14 protein-coding genes and 2 pseudogenes are annotated in these 17,780 nt (G+C 69.5%); 9 read left to right on the plus strand and 7 right to left on the minus strand.

Annotated features, from left to right (window positions below; all coding sequences use genetic code 11):
• Positions 1 to 37: 37 nt before the first annotated feature.
• Both ACFWV2_RS28295 and ACFWV2_RS28300 read right to left on the minus strand, forming a co-directional pair.
• Complete coding sequence (locus ACFWV2_RS28295) at positions 38 to 292, minus strand: hypothetical protein (RefSeq protein WP_384409097.1); 255 nt, start codon at positions 290 to 292, stop codon at positions 38 to 40.
• Between the two features lie 314 nt (positions 293 to 606).
• A pseudogene (locus tag ACFWV2_RS28300) lies at positions 607 to 1,221 on the minus strand (IS5 family transposase); the annotation flags it as partial.
• A gap of 296 nt (positions 1,222 to 1,517) precedes the next feature.
• Here ACFWV2_RS28300 and ACFWV2_RS28305 point away from each other — a divergent pair.
• The 4 genes from ACFWV2_RS28305 (at position 1,518) to ACFWV2_RS28320 (ending at position 5,975) form a co-directional block, all read left to right on the plus strand.
• Positions 1,518 to 2,249: a transposase family protein gene (locus ACFWV2_RS28305; RefSeq protein ID WP_384409241.1), complete on the plus strand. Its 732-nt coding sequence runs from the start codon at positions 1,518 to 1,520 to the stop codon at positions 2,247 to 2,249.
• Positions 2,250 to 2,824: 575 nt separating this feature from the next.
• Positions 2,825 to 3,448, plus strand: a complete 624-nt coding sequence (locus ACFWV2_RS28310) for a hypothetical protein (protein WP_384409099.1) — start codon at positions 2,825 to 2,827, stop codon at positions 3,446 to 3,448.
• A 576-nt stretch (positions 3,449 to 4,024) separates the two neighbouring features.
• Positions 4,025 to 5,248, plus strand: a complete 1,224-nt coding sequence (locus ACFWV2_RS28315) for a hypothetical protein (RefSeq protein WP_384409101.1) — start codon at positions 4,025 to 4,027, stop codon at positions 5,246 to 5,248.
• A gap of 148 nt (positions 5,249 to 5,396) precedes the next feature.
• Positions 5,397 to 5,975 (plus strand): hypothetical protein, encoded by a 579-nt coding sequence (locus ACFWV2_RS28320; protein ID WP_384409103.1) that lies wholly within the window; start codon positions 5,397 to 5,399, stop codon positions 5,973 to 5,975.
• Between the two features lie 816 nt (positions 5,976 to 6,791).
• Here ACFWV2_RS28320 and ACFWV2_RS28325 read toward each other — a convergent pair.
• The 3 genes and pseudogenes from ACFWV2_RS28325 to ACFWV2_RS28335 form a co-directional block, all read right to left on the minus strand.
• Positions 6,792 to 10,649 carry a hypothetical protein gene (locus ACFWV2_RS28325; protein ID WP_384409105.1) on the minus strand — a complete coding sequence of 1,286 codons (3,858 nt, stop codon included), beginning with the start codon at positions 10,647 to 10,649 and terminating at the stop codon, positions 6,792 to 6,794.
• On the minus strand, positions 10,646 to 11,095 hold the full coding sequence (locus tag ACFWV2_RS28330; RefSeq protein WP_384409107.1) for a hypothetical protein: 450 nt from the start codon (positions 11,093 to 11,095) through the stop codon (positions 10,646 to 10,648). Before ACFWV2_RS28330 ends, ACFWV2_RS28325 begins: the two co-directional genes overlap by 4 nt.
• A gap of 181 nt (positions 11,096 to 11,276) precedes the next feature.
• A pseudogene (locus tag ACFWV2_RS28335) lies at positions 11,277 to 11,517 on the minus strand (hypothetical protein); the annotation flags it as partial.
• Between ACFWV2_RS28335 and ACFWV2_RS28340 the strand changes: the two are divergent.
• The gene (locus ACFWV2_RS28340) at positions 11,518 to 11,742 is read left to right on the plus strand and encodes a hypothetical protein (protein ID WP_384409109.1); all 225 of its coding nucleotides are present in this window, start codon (positions 11,518 to 11,520) and stop codon (positions 11,740 to 11,742) included.
• A 413-nt stretch (positions 11,743 to 12,155) separates the two neighbouring features.
• On the opposite strand, the gene ACFWV2_RS28345 is transcribed toward ACFWV2_RS28340, so the two are convergent.
• Positions 12,156 to 12,902, minus strand: a complete 747-nt coding sequence (locus tag ACFWV2_RS28345) for a DUF2071 domain-containing protein (protein WP_384409111.1) — start codon at positions 12,900 to 12,902, stop codon at positions 12,156 to 12,158.
• Positions 12,899 to 13,231 carry a metalloregulator ArsR/SmtB family transcription factor gene (locus ACFWV2_RS28350; protein WP_150263333.1) on the minus strand — a complete coding sequence of 111 codons (333 nt, stop codon included), beginning with the start codon at positions 13,229 to 13,231 and terminating at the stop codon, positions 12,899 to 12,901. The genes ACFWV2_RS28345 and ACFWV2_RS28350 overlap by 4 nt, the downstream gene beginning before the upstream one ends.
• 789 nt (positions 13,232 to 14,020) lie before the next feature.
• Between ACFWV2_RS28350 and ACFWV2_RS28355 the strand changes: the two genes are divergently transcribed.
• The 4 genes from ACFWV2_RS28355 (at position 14,021) to ACFWV2_RS28370 (ending at position 17,670) form a co-directional block, all read left to right on the plus strand.
• Positions 14,021 to 14,959, plus strand: coding sequence for an acyl-ACP desaturase (locus ACFWV2_RS28355; RefSeq protein ID WP_384409113.1), 939 nt, complete (start codon positions 14,021 to 14,023; stop codon positions 14,957 to 14,959).
• Positions 14,960 to 15,018: 59 nt separating this feature from the next.
• Entirely contained in the window at positions 15,019 to 15,276 is a 258-nt protein-coding gene (locus tag ACFWV2_RS28360; protein WP_384409115.1) for a phosphopantetheine-binding protein, read from the plus strand.
• Positions 15,266 to 16,489: a beta-ketoacyl-[acyl-carrier-protein] synthase family protein gene (locus tag ACFWV2_RS28365; RefSeq protein WP_384409117.1), complete on the plus strand. Its 1,224-nt coding sequence runs from the start codon at positions 15,266 to 15,268 to the stop codon at positions 16,487 to 16,489. Before ACFWV2_RS28360 ends, ACFWV2_RS28365 begins: the two co-directional genes overlap by 11 nt.
• A 230-nt stretch (positions 16,490 to 16,719) precedes the next feature.
• On the plus strand, positions 16,720 to 17,670 hold the full coding sequence (locus tag ACFWV2_RS28370) for an acyl-ACP desaturase (RefSeq protein ID WP_384409119.1): 951 nt from the start codon (positions 16,720 to 16,722) through the stop codon (positions 17,668 to 17,670).
• The last annotated feature ends 110 nt before the right edge of the window (positions 17,671 to 17,780 follow it).

Here is a 17,780-nt window from a genome sequence, read left to right on the forward strand (position 1 = left end):
GGCAGGGCCGTTTGAGAAGTCGGCGGTTGGGCGCCGCTCAGGACTGCTTTGCTCCGAGTTGGGGCGCCTCTGGCAAGATGACCTCATGTTCGATTTCGGCATCGCGGGCTACCAGCCGGTATGGTTGGACGGCCGTCGTCATGTCGTGCAGGAGCATGGGCATCGTCTGCGTGGTCTCGCTGGCCGGACGCTCACGAGAGTCTGGATGGTCTGGGATCTCAGGGATGACGCCTGGTTCTGCGACTGCCCTGTGCTGTTCGACTTCGATGGTCAGCAGGTCGAGATCAACCATCACAAGCTGGGCGATCTCGCCCTGACGTGGAACATGATCGACCCCACCGATCCCGTCCGGTGGCCGGCTTCGACCTGCAGTGGCGCCCCGAGCCCTTTCCCGGGCTGCAGGCTCTGCGGGGGCTGCCACTCAAGGGGGCCGAACTGCTCGAGTGGATGGGCGGGGACGTCGCTCAAGGAAACGTCGACATCAGCTTCGCCTTCGAGACGGGTCGCGTGACTGTCTTCAACGCACTCGACGAGAACGGGGTGAGCTTTGACCCTCCCGGCCCGAGCCAGCGATCCCACCCGGTCCATTGACGCACGGGGAGTTCGGGTATCGCGCCAGTTCGGGGTGGATTTCCTGGTCAGCCTACGGCTTATCAGGTCCATCATCGCCGGCGTGATCATGGCTTCAGAGCGGTGTGGTGGGGTTTCGTGGTCGCGGACCAGGCGGCGGTGGTGCATGAGCCAGTCGGACGTTCGCGTCACAACCCAGCGCCGCGGGATGACCTTGAAGCCCTTCTGGCCAGGCTCGCGGTGGACGACTTCGACGGTGATGCCGAGGCGGGCGCCGTCATCGATGGCCTGGGTGCCGTATCCGGTGTCGGCCCAGGCTTTGGTGACGTGCGGACAGGCCTGGGCGATCTGTGTGAGCACCTGGATGCCGCCTGCGTTGTCGGAGACGCTGGCTGCGGTGACCAGCACGGCCAGGAGGAGGCCTAGAGTGTCGACGGCGATGTGGCGTTTGCGGCCTGCGATCTTCTTGCCCGCGTCGATGCCCTGGCTGGCGGCCGGGACGTTCGCTGAAGTCTTGATGCTCTGGGCGTCGAGGACGCAGGCGCTGGGCTCGGCGTCGCGGCCTTCTGCTTCCCGGACCAGTCGTCGCAGGAGTCCGTTGAGCTGCTCGAAGGCCGCATCCGTCTGCCAGGCGGCGAAGTACCCGTAGACACGACATTCCGTCCGCGGCCGCGGACCGGGGACTCGGTGCGCGTCAGGGAACGGCTCGACGAGCCCGCGGCGCGCGCTGTGACCGTAGATCCACAGGATCTCCGCCTCGGCCACCGGCAGCATCGAGCCGCCCCACCGCGGGCGGGTCAGGATCAGGACGACGATCCCTGCGAGCTGGGTCAGGGTGTAGGGGGCCGCCGGGCAGCCGGATCCCCCGGCCGCCGTTGACGTCCCGGATCACGCCGTGGACCAGGGGCGCGCGCCGCGCCTTGGTGTAGCAGCGGCCGGTGAGCTCGATGTTCACGGGTCTGCGGATGCGGCAGTTCGAGCGGCTGGTGAAGGTGGTTCGCGAGCGGGGCGGGAACGGTCCCGGTGGTGGCCGGCCGTGGTGCCTGCCGCCGGCCGACCGGGTGCTGCTGGTGGCCGTCTACTACCGCACGAACCTCACCATGCGGCAGCTCGCGCCACCGTTCGGCTGCTCGCCGGCGACGGTGTGCCGGGTGATCCAGCGGCTGCGGCCGCTGCTGGCGATCGAGCAGGCCACCCGTCCCGCCGACGCGGTGGAACGGTGGTGGATCGTGGACGGCACCCTCGTCCCGGTCCGTGACCGGAAGGTCGGAGCGTCCTCGCGCAACCCCCGGTCTTCGGCGAACGTGCAGGTCATCATCGATGCCGACACGAGGCTGGTGATCGCCGCGGCCCGGCCGGTGCACGGTAACACCGCAGACGCGAAAGCGTGGCTCGATTCCGGCCTGGCCCGGCACTGCGAAGGCGTGACCGTGCTGGGCGACGGCGCCTTCATCAACACCGGGCTCGTAGTCCCGCACCGTAAACGACCCGGCCGGGCCCTGCTGGCCGGCCAGGAGGAGGACAACCCTGAGCACCGACGGGTCAGGGCCCGTGTCGAGCACGCCCTCGCCCGGATGAAGCACTACAAGATCCTCCGCGGCTGCCGACAGCGCGGCGACGACCTCCATCACGCGGTCCAGGCCGTCGCCCACATGCACAACCTCGCCCTCGCCACGTGAGCGGAACAGGTGCTCTCTCCGCTCAGACCTGACCGGACACCGCCTGCTGCAACGAGATTCAGGGCCTCGGCATCGCCAGCAGCTCCTGCGTGAACGAAGGCGGCGCCAGAACTCCTGGAAAGCGACCCGAAATGCCCTCCGACCCCGACGTTCTGCTGCAGCAGGGGTAGGTAGCAGCATGGGTGCTGCTACCCCCCTCGGCGGCAGTCTCACGGGCAACTTCAACCGCATTCGTACCGATTCCCTTGGCGGCGCCGCCCTTCCGGACCTCCCGGCCGCTCGCTTCTCCACCCGACGCGGGGTGGGTTTGCGCGGGGCGCCGCGATGGCAACGGCACGAAGGGGGCGCTCAAGCCGGCTGGTGGCCGGGGCCGCTGCGGGCCCGAGGCGGCCGGTGTGGCCTGGTCGGCCCCGGGCGGGTGCTTCGAGGGAGACGGTTGCCTGCCGTACTGCTTGGTCTTCTTGAGGATGTGGTCCCGGGTGCCGTCGAGAACTTCATCAACGACCGGCGTGCGGGCCTGAGGTGAGCCCCGGCCGCGTGGAACCGGGTGCTCGAGGCCGCACGTCCCCCCGTACATGCTGACCGTCCTGGGGATACTCTTCGCCGTCGCGCCCGCCGTCGTCTGGACGACGATCGCCCGCACCCCCCCTGTCGGCTTCGCTATCGGCGGCGCGCTGCTCGCCGGAGCCAGTCTGCTGATCAGCGTCCAGCACGGTTGGATCCACGCCCCCAGGCCCGACGCCCATCTGGTGTTCACGGCCCTGGCGCCCGTGCTCATCGCCTGCGGCGCGGGACTGGAAGGCCGGCACGAGAACTCCCCTCCCCCGCAATGGACTGTCCGCCGCAACGGAGCGATCGGCTTCCTCGGGATGCAGTTCGCTCTCACCCTCGTGGCCGGCCTCCTGTATGCGCTGATGATCAGCGAAGGCTCGGAAGCCCCGCCGTCCAAGACTTTCCCCTCATTGCCGCCAGGCATCAGCATGGTCACCGAAGGCACCAGCTGCGGTTCCGGCGGCTGCTGGCGCGTCGCGACGGTCACCAGCCGGGACGGCCTGTCCCGCCCGGAGATCATCCGCGAACTGGGCCTCCAGCAGGAGAGCTGCCGCTCCAGCGGCTGGCTGCTCGACTGGCGTGACGTGTGCGTCGGAGCCAGGGACAACGGCGAGAACGTCACCATCTACGCCGGCTGGGGATACTGAGAGGTTTTTCCGGTCGGGGTCTTCGACAGCATGGTTTGGCCTCACCAGATCGGTTTCGAGTGGCCCCACTTTTGAGCTATGTGGGTGATCGACTCAGGCAGTGTCGGGGAGGAATCGTTGAGCTGGCCCCACCCCTTGCGTCCGACGGCCAGCCGCGTGGGCACGGCGTCCGCCCGCCCGTAGGCAAGCACCTGGGCAAGGATCTCGCGGAACCGAGCCACGTCAGGACTTGTGCCAGAACCCGTTCTCGTGGACAAAGCCACCTCGGGATCTCCGCCGCGCTGTGGCTATGCCATCGCGGTCTCGGTCACGGTCACGGTCACGGTCACGGTCACGGTCTCGGTCTCGGACTCGGTCTCGGTCTCGGTCTGGGTCTGGGGCAGTGCGGGGTGTGCGCCCGGGCCCCAACCGACCAGGCACTTAGCAGAGTTGGCTTCTTCACCGTAGGGTCTGCTGCCGAGGGGGAGCCCCTCGCTCGGCGGGGAAGGGGGAACCATGGAGATCTATGCCCACTGGCTTGATGGTGAGCATCTACGCGTGTCCGGGTGGGGTCCGCAGGACACGTCATTGGCCGTCATGCTGAAGATCCATGCCCTGTTAGGGCACACGGTGGTGCTGAGCGACGTGCAGCTCATCGACAGCCATGCGGTACAAGCGCTGTTCGAGACCGAGGACTTCCGGTCCTTCGTGCGCGGCTGCCCGTCGTTCCTGCGCTGCACCACCGCCGCTCCGGCCGGCAGCGACCCCTTCGCCCTGGTCACCACCGGCCTGCACCGCGCCCTGGAGCCCGGCTGGCTCTCGTCTTCGTTCGACACGGCGGAGCCCCTGGTCAGGCTGTCCGAAGCCGTTCTGGAGCGCGGGGAGGCGAATCCCGGGCCGCTGTTCGCGCGGGGTACCGCACTGGGCGCACGGTACGAGGAGGGCGGGGAGATCCGGCGCAGGCTGGAGGCCGTGGCGTGGACCCTGCATCACTTCTCCCGCGAGGCGGGAGTGCCACTGGGCACGAGCGCCGTGACGCGCCCCTGCTCGTACCGCGACGTGTTGGAGGAGGTGGCGGAGCTGCCGGGGCTCCCCAGCCACGACTACGCCCCGGTGGAACGCACCCTCGCCTATCTCGACGAGCACGTGGAGCCGTCGAACCGGCACCGCAGGGCCGTGCTCCTCGCCCAGCTAGACGCGACGGACCCGCCACACAGGACGGCGATGTGGAACACCGCGACGCAGGCCTGGAACGCAGCGGTGCAGCGGACGCTGGGCACCGACGGGGCTTCCCCGCGGTCGCTCCCGAAAGCGGCCGACATCGGGCTCTACCTCGGGCGTCCCACGGACGCGCTCTTCGAGCCCGCCGGCCCCGGGGCCACAGCCCCCGCGGAGCACGGGATGGCCCCGGGCAACCTCGCGGCGGTCGCCGAACTGGGCTGGCAGGACATCGCGAAGATCCATCAGGACAAGGTCGTGACCCGTCGGCGCGACGCCTTCCAGGCGGCGCTGCGCGCCGGGGACGCGGCGGCGGCCGACGACGCCCTCCCCTCACTGCTCCGAGCCGTCCGGCGGAAGCTGCCGGCCTCCGGAGAGCGGCCCGGGCGGCTCGCCTGGGCCGCGGCCGAGACGGGCCTCGGGCTCGCTGGCGCGGGGCTGGCGCTAGGCACCGGCGAGACCCTCGGTCTCGTGGGACCTGCGCTGGCGTTCGGCCTGGCGGCCGAGCGGCTGCTTCGGGGCGGCCGCAACCGGTCACACATCGTCAACACGCTGATGACAGCCGGCGGTAGGGGGACCTGGTCCCGGCGCGGCGAAGCCTGACAGGGCGCTGGGTGCCGGGCGGTCGAGCGGTCGAGCGGTCGGCGCCTCTGCCCCATACAAGCCTCAGGCGGCGCTGAACCGGTGGGCACGGCCGCCGCGCTCCTACGAGAGGCAGGACGTTGCCGGTGGCGACCGGTACGTTGCGATCATGGGTGTCTATCTGGTGAGTGTCACCGCGCAGGACTGGTCGCAACTCGGGGAGGACGGGTACGGGGACGTCGCCGCCGCGCTGAACACCGAGCTGGAGCGGCGCGGGCTGCCCCCTTACGAGCTGCGGCAGGTCGCGAGGGAGGCGCCGGGCTGGTTCGAGGAGAAGGTCAGCCCGTCCATGGACCGCTTCGTGGCACTGTGCAGGACGCGGCTGACCGATGCGGAGCTTTCGGCCCTCCTCGACTGGAGTGTGCTGGTGCCGTTCCCGTTGGAGGAGGAAATCGTGCTCCCCGTCGGCACCGCGTACTCCGGCGACGAGACAGTGGTCGCCGGGGCCCCGCGGGTGCTCGCCCTGGCCGAGCGGCTCGCCGACGCCATCGAACTGCCGGTGGACGCGATACCGGCGGGCGAGAACCTCGCGCTGAGCTTGTGGTTCCTGGAGGGCGGGGCGGAGCGGCCCGACCGGGCGCCGACAGGACCGTCGGCCGAGGACCGGGACGCGGCCTTCTACGTGGCTCTCTACCTGCGCGCCGCGCAGTACTCCATACGGCACGGCTGCCCCATGACCTACTCCTGAGCCACCACGGGGGCAGAGGGCAAGAATGTCGTAGCCGGAGGTCCTCTCGATGACACGATCAGCCAGTCCGCATGACGGGCAGCCTGTCGCTGTGTTCTGTCGAACTCTCCTCATTGCTCCCGCAGTTGACTGGCGTGCTGGCGGTGTCGGTTGATGTCTCTGACGCTAGTGTCGTGGTTCACGCCCGTACGAGGTCCGGTGTTCCCACGCGATGCGCGGGATGCGACCGCGGCTCAGCGAGTGGTGCCACAGCCGCTCCGTACGGCGCGCCTCGCCGATGCCTGTCTCGGGGGCCGGCCGGTGCGCATCGACTTGTCCGTACGCCGACCGTCCTGCGAGAACGCGACGTGCCCGAAGGTGACCTTCGTCGAACAGATACTGGGGCTGGCCATGCGCTACCGACGGCGGACGCCGCAGTTGCAGCGTCTGGTGGAGGACGTTGGCGTCGTGCCGGCGGGTCGGGGCGGCGCTCGGATGCTACGGATCTCGAACATCCGGCTCTCGCGGTGCACGGTCCTGTCGCAGCTGATGCGGGCGTCTCTTCGCGGCCGGTGAGCCCCGGAGTGCTGGGGGGGGGACGACTTCGCGCTCTACGGCGACACCCATGGGACTCCCCACGCGTTCTCGTCTCGCCTGTCCACCGCGCTCGCGGACGCCGCTCACCCCAAGTTGCGCGACGTCGCCGCCTCGTGGAAGCGGCTGCGCGCGGAGGGGGCGAGTTCATCGACACGGAGATCGCCGACCGGATCGCAGGGGATCGGGCTGCCTCGGCAGTACTGCCTGACGCCAGAACCAGAATGTCAACTGCTGGGCGCGTCAGGCGCATGGCGGCGCGTACGCCACTGCCTCCCCGACGAAGCGGCGCCATTGCACGTGGCTGAGGGGCTCGGTGTCGACACAGATTCTCTCGATGCTCGCGTCCACGTCGAGCTGCCACAGCCTGGCCGACTGGTCGAGGCTGCCGGTGGCCAGCGTCTTCCCGTCCTGGCTGAAGACAACGGCGTACACGGAGTCGGTGTGGGCGGTCAGCGGCAGGCCGCGACGGCTCGGCCGGGCGGGCGTGCGGACGTCCCACAACTGCACCGACGCCTGACCGTAGCTGCCCGTGGCGAGAGTGCCGCCGTCCGGACTGAAGGCGAGGGCGAACACGGAATCGGTGTGCCCGGTCAGCGGCTCGCCAAGGCTGATGGGATGGCTGGGCAGGGAAACGTTCCACAGGCGCACCGAGAAGTCGTTACTGCCGGTGGCGAGGGTCTTACCGTCCGGGCTGAACGCCAGGGAGGAGACACCATTGATGTGGCCCTTCAGCGGCCGGCCGACGCGCTCGGGTCCAGTCCGGTCTCGGACGTCCCACAGCTGAGCCGTGGTGTCGTAGCTGCCACTGGCCAACATGTCTCCGTCCGGGCTGAACGCCACGGCGAGCACCATGCCCTCGTGGTGCCGCACCGGACGGCCGACCGGCCCGGCGCGGCCCGGGTCCGTGACATCCCACAGGCGGATCGTGGCGTCCTGGCCGCCTGTGGCCAGGGTCTTGCCATCCGGGCTGAACGCCATGGTCCAGATGCCACCCTCGTGCCCGGTGAGAGGACTGCCCAAGTACTTGGGTCTGAACGGATCGGATATGTTCCACAGCTGGATCACGCCGTCGTACCCGGCACTCGCGAGGAACTTCCCGTCCGGGCTGAACGCCAGGGACCTGACGTCGGCGGTATGAGCCTGGAACCCCCGGCCGACAACTTTCGGACGGTCAGGCTCCGACCTGTCCCACAGCCGCACCGCCCCGCCCAGACCACCGGTGGCGAAGAGCCGCCCGTCCGGGCTGAACGCCGCTCCGAGCACGCCGTTGAAGTGGCCGGTCAGCACCGTGCGCGGCATGTCCCACAGCCGGGCCGTCTGGTCGTAGCTGCCGGAGGCGAGGGTGTACCCGTCGGGGCTGAACGCCACCGACGACACGGTGTTGCTGTGCCCCGTCCATGCCTGCCCGAGCGCCTTGGGACGTCTTGGGTCGGAGACGCTCCACGTCTGCACGGTCGCGTCCGCGCTGGCGGTTGCCAAGATATGCCCGTCCGGGCTGAACGCCACCGAGGAGATCACGGTGCTGCGCCCCTTGAGGAGCTGGTTGGCGTACGTGGGCTTGTCTGGGTCCGCGACGTTCCACAGCCGTACGGTGGAGTCGCCACTGCCGGTGGCGAGGGTCCGGCTGTCGGGGCTGAACGCCAGGGACGCGACGGTGTTGGTGTGGCCATTGAGCGGGGCTCCGCGCCGCCTTGGCTCCTTCGGGTCGGACACATCCCACAACCGGGCCTTGAAGTCGTCGGCCCCGGTCGCGAGTGTCTTGCCGTCCGGGGAGAAGGCCACGGCCCAGAGCCTGCCCGGACCATCCTTGAGCGGTGTACCCACGAGCTTGGCATCGGAAGGGTTCGACACGTCCCACAGCCGGACCGTGGCATCGCCGGAGCTGCTGGCGAGCAGGTGGCCGTCCGGGCTGAACGCCACCCCGCTGATGACGGCGTCATGGCCGGTCAAGGGCCGGCCGATGGGCTCGGGGTCCGACGGGTCGGACACGTCCCACAGCCGGACCCACCGATCACGGTCATCACCTGCAGTGGCCAGAGTGCGCCCGTCCGGGCTGAACGCCACCGCAAGCACGGCCTTGGCGTGGCCGGTCAGCGGCCGTTCCAAAGCGCGGGGGCTGCTTGGGGTGGAGGTGTCCCACAGCCGGATCGTGGCATCGCCACTGCCGGTGGCCAGGGTGCGCCCGTCCGGGCTGAACGCCACCGACGAGACCCGTTCTGTGTGGCCCCGCAACTGCTTGGACAGCGGGGTGTTCCCGGAGTTCAGCAGCCGGGTGTACGTCTCGTCGCCGGGCCGCATCCGGTGCGCCACGAGGTCGAGCTGTGAGGCCAGTGACTGATCCGTGCCGCGCAGCCGGTCGGCTTCGGCGACGACCCGGTTGTAGACGGCGAGGTCCCGTTGGTGTACTGCCTCGCCCTGCTGCCTGAACGCGACGCCTGCGGCACCCGAGGCGAGCAGGGTCAGGACGGCGAGGGCGGCGATGACCGCGTTCCGCAGCCGAGCGGCGCGGCGCCGCGCCCCTTCCCCAGCGGTCAGGAACGCCCTTGCCCCCGAACTCAGGCCGTTTGGCGCGGCGTTGAGTGCCCAGGCGCGCGCGATCTCCAGGGGACTGCCACGATAAAGGTGTGCCGGGTCACGACCGCTCTCATCCCACGTGGCCGCCGCCTCCTCCAGGTTCTGGTGGATGAGGCGCCCGGCCCGGTCGGCGTCGATCCAGCCGCGCAGCCGGGGCCACGTGCGCAGCAGAGCCTCGTGGGTGATCTCGACAGTCTCCTGCTCGCGGGTGAGCAGCCGGGCCCTGGTGAACGCGTCGACCACCGCCTCGGCACGGCCGCCGCCGACGTCCGCCAACTCAGCGCGGCTCAGGCGTCGCCGGACGTCCTCCGTGCCGTCGCCGACCCGCACCATCCGCAGGAAGAGAGACTGTGCCACGCCCCGCTCGTCGTCGTCGAGGCCGCTGTAGATGCGGTCCGCGGTCGAGGCGATGGCGCCTTGGATGCCTCCGGTGTCGCGGTACCCGCGCACGGTGAGTGTGGCGCCGTGCCGCTGCTGCCAGCAGACCCGCAGGGCGTGCGCGAGCAGCGGCAGGCGCCCTGCCTCGTAGCGCGCTTCCCCTGCGGGCCCCATCGCCATGGTGGCTCCCAGGTCGTGCAGGAGCACCTCGATCAACCCGTCCTCTACGTCGAGCCCCACGTCCATGGCGGGCAGCAGGACGGCCTCGCGCAACTCCTCGTCGGTCATGGGGCCGACGACCAGCGGGGCGTCCTGCAGTGCTGCGCGCAGGGGAGGGTAATCGACGCATGCGGCGTAGAAGTCCGACCGGATGCCCAGAACCACGAGGGCTTGCAAGGGACCCTCCGTGCCGGTGTACGCCTGGCCGCCCGCAAGGCGGGCGAGCAGTGTGACGAAGGAGCGCCGTTCCTGCTCGTCGGTACACAGAGTGAAGAGCTCCTCGAACTGGTCGACCACGATGACCGCCCGCGCGGGCTGCCCCGGCAGGTCGTTCCGCAAGGCCTCGGCCAGGACTGAGAGGCACCGCGGCGGATCGGCGACGAGATCGGCGGCCGTCACCTCCGATCCGACGCCTCTGAGCGCCACGATCTGGTCAGCCAGAGTACGGAGCGGGTAGACGCCGGGGGTGAGCAAGAGTTTCGGCCACCGGTCGGAGCCGGGCAGCGCGGCCCGGTCCAGGTGCGGCAGCAGTCCGGCCCGCAACAGCGAGGACTTGCCCGCGCCCGAGGGGGCCACAACCGCCTGGAGCCGACCCGAGTCCAGGCGCCGGTCGAGGCGATCGGTCAACTCGGCGACGAGCGCTTCTCGTCCGAAGAACCACCGCTCGTGCTCCTGCCCGAAGGCGGCCAGCCCCGGATAGGGGCAGTCCGGCACCGAACTCCCTGCCTCGGCGCGGCGGCGTTTGCGCACTCCCTCGACGTAGTGGAAGTGCTGGTCACGCCCGGCGACATTGACGCTTGCCTGATCGCGGGCGTATGCCTCGATATGGATACCGTCGCCCTCGCCGCGCGGCGCGCCCTCCACCGTGTGGTCTGCGGTGTCCGGGCGTTTGGCACCGCGCTTCGCCTGCGGCTCTTCCGGGCTCATCGACCACCCTCTTCGGTGATGTGCTGATCGCGTCCGGCGACGTAGACCCGGCTGCTGTCCAAGGCCCGCACGGACACCCTCATCGACGGCTCATCCCGACCTCTGCCGGGCGGCTCAGAACCAAGGTCGTCGGTGAGGATTCTGCGCAGTTCCGCGGCAAGGTCTGGCTCGGCCGCGAGTAGCCTGCGCAGCCGTCCCTGCCATTCGCCGACCAGCTCCGCTTCGGCCTGCTCGACCTCGGCCGGATCGTCGGCGCCCTCCCGTGCAGCGAGCAGCACCGCACGGGATTCCTCGAGCTCGGACTCCACCGTGTCCGCCCGGTCTGGGTACACGCGGCGCCACAGCGCACCCATCGAGGTCTGTGCCCGCTCCCAACCGGCCGTCGTCAGCAGTTGCACCACTGTCGCAGCCGCTACGGAAGCAAGGCCCGCAAGCTCCGGATCCATACGGTTCCCTCGTTCCCCCGTGTCACTACTGGCTCACTGCATCGTGTGTACTGCCTGAATCACCTCCGGCGCCAGAGGGAACCGGTCTAATGGCCGGACGTACATGTAAGACTGTCATTTTGCGGGTGGGGTCCAAAGAGCGCGTTTCGTCGCAGCGTGACTGTTTGATAACTCGGGCGACTTTCCAGTCCGGCAGTTCGATCTGGCCGCACTCGCGACGGTGTGGGGGGACGAGTCCGGTGCCCAGGTCCGCCGTCGGCGGTTACGGGGGCCTTGCCGAAGGCGGCCTTGGCGCCGGATTCCGCCCACGCCTTGCAGTCGCTCTGGCGCATGGTCAGGTTCGTGCGCCAGTACGCGGCCACCAGCCGGGCCCGGTCCTCCAGCGGGAGGCCGCACGGCCCGCCTTTGATTTCGGAGTCCGAGTGCTGCGGAAACGCCCCCTCGACGGCCTGGGCGAGGTCGGCGGCGGCGGTGCAGGCGGCCGTGAGCTGTCCGAGGAAGGCGAGCGTCTGCTTGCCGAGCGCGTCCTCGACAAGCTCGGGCCGACGGGCCCAGTCGGCGCGAAATCCCTCGCGCAGCCGCTCGACGTCCGACGCGATACGGCGCTCGCGGCCCGCACGCTGCGCACATGTGCCACTACGCGCTGACCGGTAACCGGCCTACGCGCCCAGCGGGAAGTCGAGATCCGGCCCTGGATGAAGTGGGCGACCTGGTGGACCAGCGGCTGGGGTCGTCCAGCACCCAGCAGCATGTCCGCAATGCTTCAGGGAACCACAACAAGCCTGAGACCTCGCCACCAGAGGGTCGTGGCGCAACTGCTGGGGGCTACCGGACAACCCCTACGCCACCCACACTCCGGGCACGACCCGCGAGGTGTCCGACCGGGGGTGCTCCATCGCATCTCGTTGTCCGAATCAGTTCATCCCGATGACACCAGCTCCACCGCATCAACCTGTCCTTACAGACCTCCGCGCCACCGTGACCACGGTCGAGCCATCAGTCACAGGACAGGCCATGCGGCCTGACGGACAACCACACGCAGCATCTGTGACGGAGCACTTCAGTCGGCGACTGGAGCGCCTCGGTTGGCGGCCATGGTCGGGAGCGGGCGCCAGCTGGCGGGAACGTTGCGCATGACCAGAGCGCAGTCCAGGGTTGCGCTCCCTGGTGGGAAGCGGTCCGGGTCGTCGAAGAAGGACGACGCGGCGGAGCGAACCCGGCCGGCTTCCACGTGCCAGGCGTCGGTGTGCAGTTCCATGCCGTCCAGGTGGCGGCCGGACCTGGTGGCCGAATAGCCCTTTGCCCCGTCTTGGAAGAAGCGGGAAGCTTCGGCGAGGTCGGCGAAGAGATCGCTGCCCCGCAGCTCGTCGGACGGCTCGACGGTGACGTCCACCCGGGTGGCGCCGTCCCACGTCGCGAAAGCGACCCGCACCTGGCCGGGTGCCTCCTGCACCTCGAAAGCGGCGCGGCCGTGTTCGCCAGGGAAGACGCGGCCTCCGGCCCAGACGTTGAGCCGCGAGGCGGTATCGCGACGGGGGATGTAGACGCCGGTCTCGACGCCGTCCGGTCCGTCCCATTCGACGGCGATCCGATGCGCCGCGTTCTCGCTCCGCAGCCCGAACACCTTGGGGGCCCAGACCGGCCGGACACTTCCCAGCCGCAGGAGGCAGATGCCCGCGACCGCGTGGCCGCGCACCAGTTGCGGGCGCAACGGCTGGGGAAGCAGGCGTGCCGCGGCGTCCGGGGCGACCCGGTAGTTCACCAGAAGCCGTCGTTCGACGACGCTGGACAGACGCGGTTGCCTCATGATCCCTCGCTCTGCGCCCCGGGGCGCCATTTGGTGTGCCGCAGGACGATCTGTTCGGGGCAGACTGCACTGAGAAACCGACCGATGCAGGTGGCCAGGCGGTCCTCGGCCAGTGTGTAGAGGATCCGGTTGCCATCCCGGCGCTCGGTGACCAGTCCCGCTCCTTTGAGCACGCCGAGATGCCGTGAAATGGACGGCGCGCTGATCGCGAACCTGCTCGCGATCTCGCCTGCCGCAAGCTCGCCACCTCTGAGGTCCTCAAGAATCTGACGCCTCGTCGGATCAGCCAGCGCACGGAAGGCCCCCGCCTCATCCTGAGCTTCTGTCATGTTAGATATTTAGCACATAAGCTAAGCATCTAACAACGAGCCTGGCAGTCTTCGCCGACATTGTCGCGGCGGTCCCTGGCGTCGTTTCAAAGTCGCACCGGTCGCCAACTCTGGCGCTCACGCGCCAACTGAAGCGCTCAGCCCCAGCACCAGGCGCACTCATTCGCGCACCGGTTACAGGTCGAACTGGATGCGCTCGATGTCGGTGAGCTCGGCCAGGAGGTCACCGAAACGCAGATTGCCGAAGACGCTCTGGCCCACGAAATCACCGTGCTGCGCATCGCCTCCTGACACACCTGCGGTATCCCCCGGATCACGCCGACCTGCGCCGACTCGGCCGCCGGGTCAGCCGAGAGCGGGTCGAGCGGGTCAGGCGCGAGCGCGGTCTCACCGGGGGCACCCGGCGCAGGCGTCGGAGTCTGACCCGTCCGGCGAAGTGGGCGGTGCCGGGCCGGCGACATCACGTTCATCGCCACCGACGAGGGCTGGCTCTACCTGGCGACCTGGCTGGACCTGGCCACCCGCGAGGTCGTCGGCTACGGACGACGAATCGGTGGCGGACCGTCCGATCCCAGGGTGCTGGCCCGCGCGGCGGCCTTGTGTGCCCGCGTGACGGCTCCCACCCGGGTAGCCCTCACCCTCTGCTGGTGCCGCAGCCGCGCAAAGGGCACGTGGCGAGGTGTTGGCGCCAGTACATCAAACGGGTGAGTGATCGTTTCTGGTTCCCGCCGTATGCGTTTGCAGTCTGCGGACAGGCATGTCCCTGCATATGAAGAAGGGCACAGGTGGATGACCGAAGCTGTCGCCGATGCGGAGCGCGTCCTGCGGGAGTTGCAGCCGACGGTGGAGCGACTCCTCGAGCGGCACCTGGCCACTGCCCGCGACTGGTTCCCGCACCAGTACGTGCCATGGAGCGCGGCACACGACTACGACGGCCCGCTGGACGGCACGGCCTGGTCACCGGAGCAGACAGCACTGCCCCAAGCCGTTCAGGACGTGCTGGTGGTCAATCTGCTGACCGAGGACAACCTGCCCAGCTACCACTTCGAGATCGCCACCCGATTCGGGCGGGACGGCGCCTGGGGCACCTGGGTACATCGGTGGACGGCCGAGGAGGACCGTCATGCGTCGGTCCTACGTGCCTACGTCCACGCCCGCCGCGTCGTGGACCCCATCGCCCTTGAAAATCTACGGATGCGGCACGTCGGCACCGGCTACCACTCGGGCGCGGCAACGCCCCTGCATGCGCTGGCCTACGTCACCGTCCAGGAACTGGCGACTCGGCAGGCCCACCGGAATGCCGGGGCAGCTTGTGGAGACCCGGCCGGCGAGCAGCTGATGACGCGGATCGCGGCCGACGAGAACCTGCACATGCTCTTCTACCGGGACTTGTTCGCCGACGCGCTCGCCCTGTACCCCGACGCGGCGCTCGCCGCCCTGGCCGATGTCCTCGAACACTTCGAGATGCCCGGTGCGATGATCCCTGGCTTCCGGAGGCGTGCGGCGCGCATCGCGGCATCGGGCATCTACAACCTGGATGTCCACCTCGAGCACGTGGTGGCCCCCCTTGTGCGGGCCTTGAAGGCCACCTCTCTCGCCGGCCTCGGAGCGGCCGGCGACCAGGCGCAGGAACGCTTGGGTGCGCATGTGAAGCAGCTCACCGTACGGGCGGCCCGAGCTCGGGAGCTGTTCGCGCGCATGGAGGCCGCGCGTCGTTCATCCGAATGACCGGCGGTGACGGCCGCGATCCACGTACAGATAGAAGACCCTTCCAGGAGGAACCAGACATGACCCAAGCCGCGTACAACGCCCTTCCCGAACAGCTTGTGGCCTTGGTCAACGAGCAGATGGGCGGCGAGGCACACGCCCGGCAGCTCACGCCGGACCTCACCTTCGAGAGTCTCGGCATGGACTCCCTGGCCCTGATGGAACTGGTCGTGGCGGCGGAGGAACGGTTCGGGATCGTGCCCTCCGAAGAGGCAATGGACCTTGCCCCGTCTGCCACCCTCGCCGACGCCGCCCGGGCCTTCGCCGATGTCCGCTGACGTCGCCATCACCGGGCTCGGACTCGTCACCCCGGCCGGGCACACGCCTGAGGAGAACTGGGCGGCCCTGTGCCGGGGCCGGTCGCTGGCCGCCCGGGACCCCGAACTCCATGGCCTGCCCGTGGACTTCTCCTGCCAGGTAACCGGCCTCGACACTGCGGCAGGACTCGGCCCGCTGCTGGCCCGGCGGGTGGGACGGTTCATCCAGTTCGCGCTCCTCGCCGCCCGCCGGGCAGTCGCCGACGCCGCTCTGCCCACGGACGTCGGACTCGGCGAACGGGTCGGGGTCGTACTCGGCGTCGGAGCGAACTGCCTGAGCACATACATCACCGAGTTCGGCCATCTCGGCGCGGACCGGCCATGGCGCGTCTCGCCGCTCGGGCTGCCGCGCAGCGTGCCGAGCATGGCTGCCAGTGAGGTCGCCATGGACCTCGGCGCCCAGGGACCCAACTTCACCACCGCGAGCGCCTGCGCCTCGGGGGCGACCGCGATCGGAGTGGCACGCGATCTGCTGCGGTCGGGAACCTGCGACATCGTGCTTGCGGGCGGCAGTGAATCGGGCCGGTCCCGGATGACGGCCACCTGCTTCACCCGGATGCGCGCACTGTCGCCGCGCCGCGACGAACCCGAGCTGGCCAGCAGACCGTTCGACTCGGCTCGGGACGGATTCGTCCTCGGTGAAGGAGCCGCCGTCCTCGTATTGGAACGGGCCGCCGACGCACGCGCCCGACAGGCCGAGGTGCTGGCCCTGCTGCGCGGTTACGGTGCGGGGTCCGATGCCTACCATCCCGTCGCCCCGCATCCCCAGGGCGACGGCGCCGTCCGCGCAATCGTGGCCGCCCTCCAAGACGCGGGGTGCAGCCCTCACGACATCGGACACGTACAAGCGCACGGCACCTCCACCCCGCTCGGCGACGAGGCGGAAGCCGCAGCCCTGGTGCGCGTCTTCGGCGACACCACGCCTCCAGTCACGGCGTCCAAGGGGGTGATCGGACACTCCCTGGGGGCGGCGGGCGCGATCCAGGCGGCGTACACGGTCCTCGCGCTACGCCACGGCACGGTCCCGCCCACCGCGAACTTCCAGCAGCAGGACAGCAAGCACATGCTGGACATCGTGAGCGGACCGCCTCGTCCGGTCACCACCAAAACAGCCGTCAGCTGCGCCTTCGGTTTCGGCGGGCAGAACGCGGTCCTACTGCTCAGCAGCACGTAGCCCACCGCGGCCACGCCACATCGTACGGCCATCAAGCTGACCCGACCCGGGGTGTGACGGTCCTGGCACGGCCCCCCGAGGGCCGCGCCGGACGTTGCCGACATCGAACGGTGAGGGCGCAGGAGCCACCACCCGCAGGTGGGCCGTCCGGGGGGCCAAGCATCACGTGACACCCCTGTCGGAGGGCCGGACAAGTGACGCTCCGCAGGCCGAAACCCCTTGGAGTAGCCATGAACCGCTACCAGGCACCTCGCCGTGACATCAGCCTGCTGCGCGAGCTCGAACCAGTGGTGGCGAAGGCGGTGGACGTCCACCTGGAGAGCGCGGAGGACTGGTATCCCCATCAGTACACCCCCTGGAGTCGGGGCGCCGATTTCGACGGCGTGTTGGGCGGGACACCCTGGGAGCCGGAACAGGGCACTCTCGGCAAGGCAGCCAGGGATGGCCTGGTGCATAACCTCCTCAGCGAGGACAACCTGCCGAGTTACCACCGGGTGATCGCCGAGCTCTTCACCCGGGACGGAGCCTGGGGAACCTGGATCAACCGCTGGACGGTCGAAGAAGGCCGCCACAGTATCGCCATTCGCGACTACCTCATGGTCACCCGCGCGGTGGATCCTGTCACCCTGGAGAACGACCGAACCGCCCATGTCCAAAACGGCTGGGGCATGGACTACGGCGACGATGTCGTCGCTTCCCTGGTCTATGTGACCCTCCAGGAACTCGGCACCCGCGTCTCCTACCGCAACATCAAGCTTCAGTGCGGCGACGCGGCCTGCGAGGCAATGCTCAACCGCATCGCCAAGGACGAGAACCGGCACATGCTCTTCTACCGCACGGTCCTGTCGGCGGCGATGGATCTGCAGCCTGACCGCACCGTACGGGCCGTGGCAGATGTCGTCGCTTCCATCCGTGCGCCCGGCCACGGCGCCCCTGGCTACGCGCGGCTTGCCCAGTCGATGGCCCGCTCCGGTATCTACAGTCCCGTCACCCACTACGAAGAGGTCTTGCAGCCCATCGTGCGCTTCCTGGGCATCTTCGACGCCACTGGTCTGCGCCCGGACGGCGAGCAGGCACGAGAGGAACTCGCGGCCGTGCTGGAGCACTCCGCCGGCCAGGCCGCGCGGTTCACCCGCATCTTCGAATCCTCAGCCCCGTCCAAGCCGGCCTCGGTTCGCTGAACAGGGCTGCAGATCCGCGCCGCTTCCGGCAGAGACGTCCGTGGTCCACGCGGGTCCCTTGGGGGTGACGCGGAGGCGCCGGCAATCTGGACCGCAGCCTGTGGGGGTCC

The sequence above is a fragment of the Streptomyces sp. NPDC058671 genome, assembly GCF_042716475.1.
Taxonomy (GTDB): domain Bacteria; phylum Actinomycetota; class Actinomycetes; order Streptomycetales; family Streptomycetaceae; genus Streptomyces.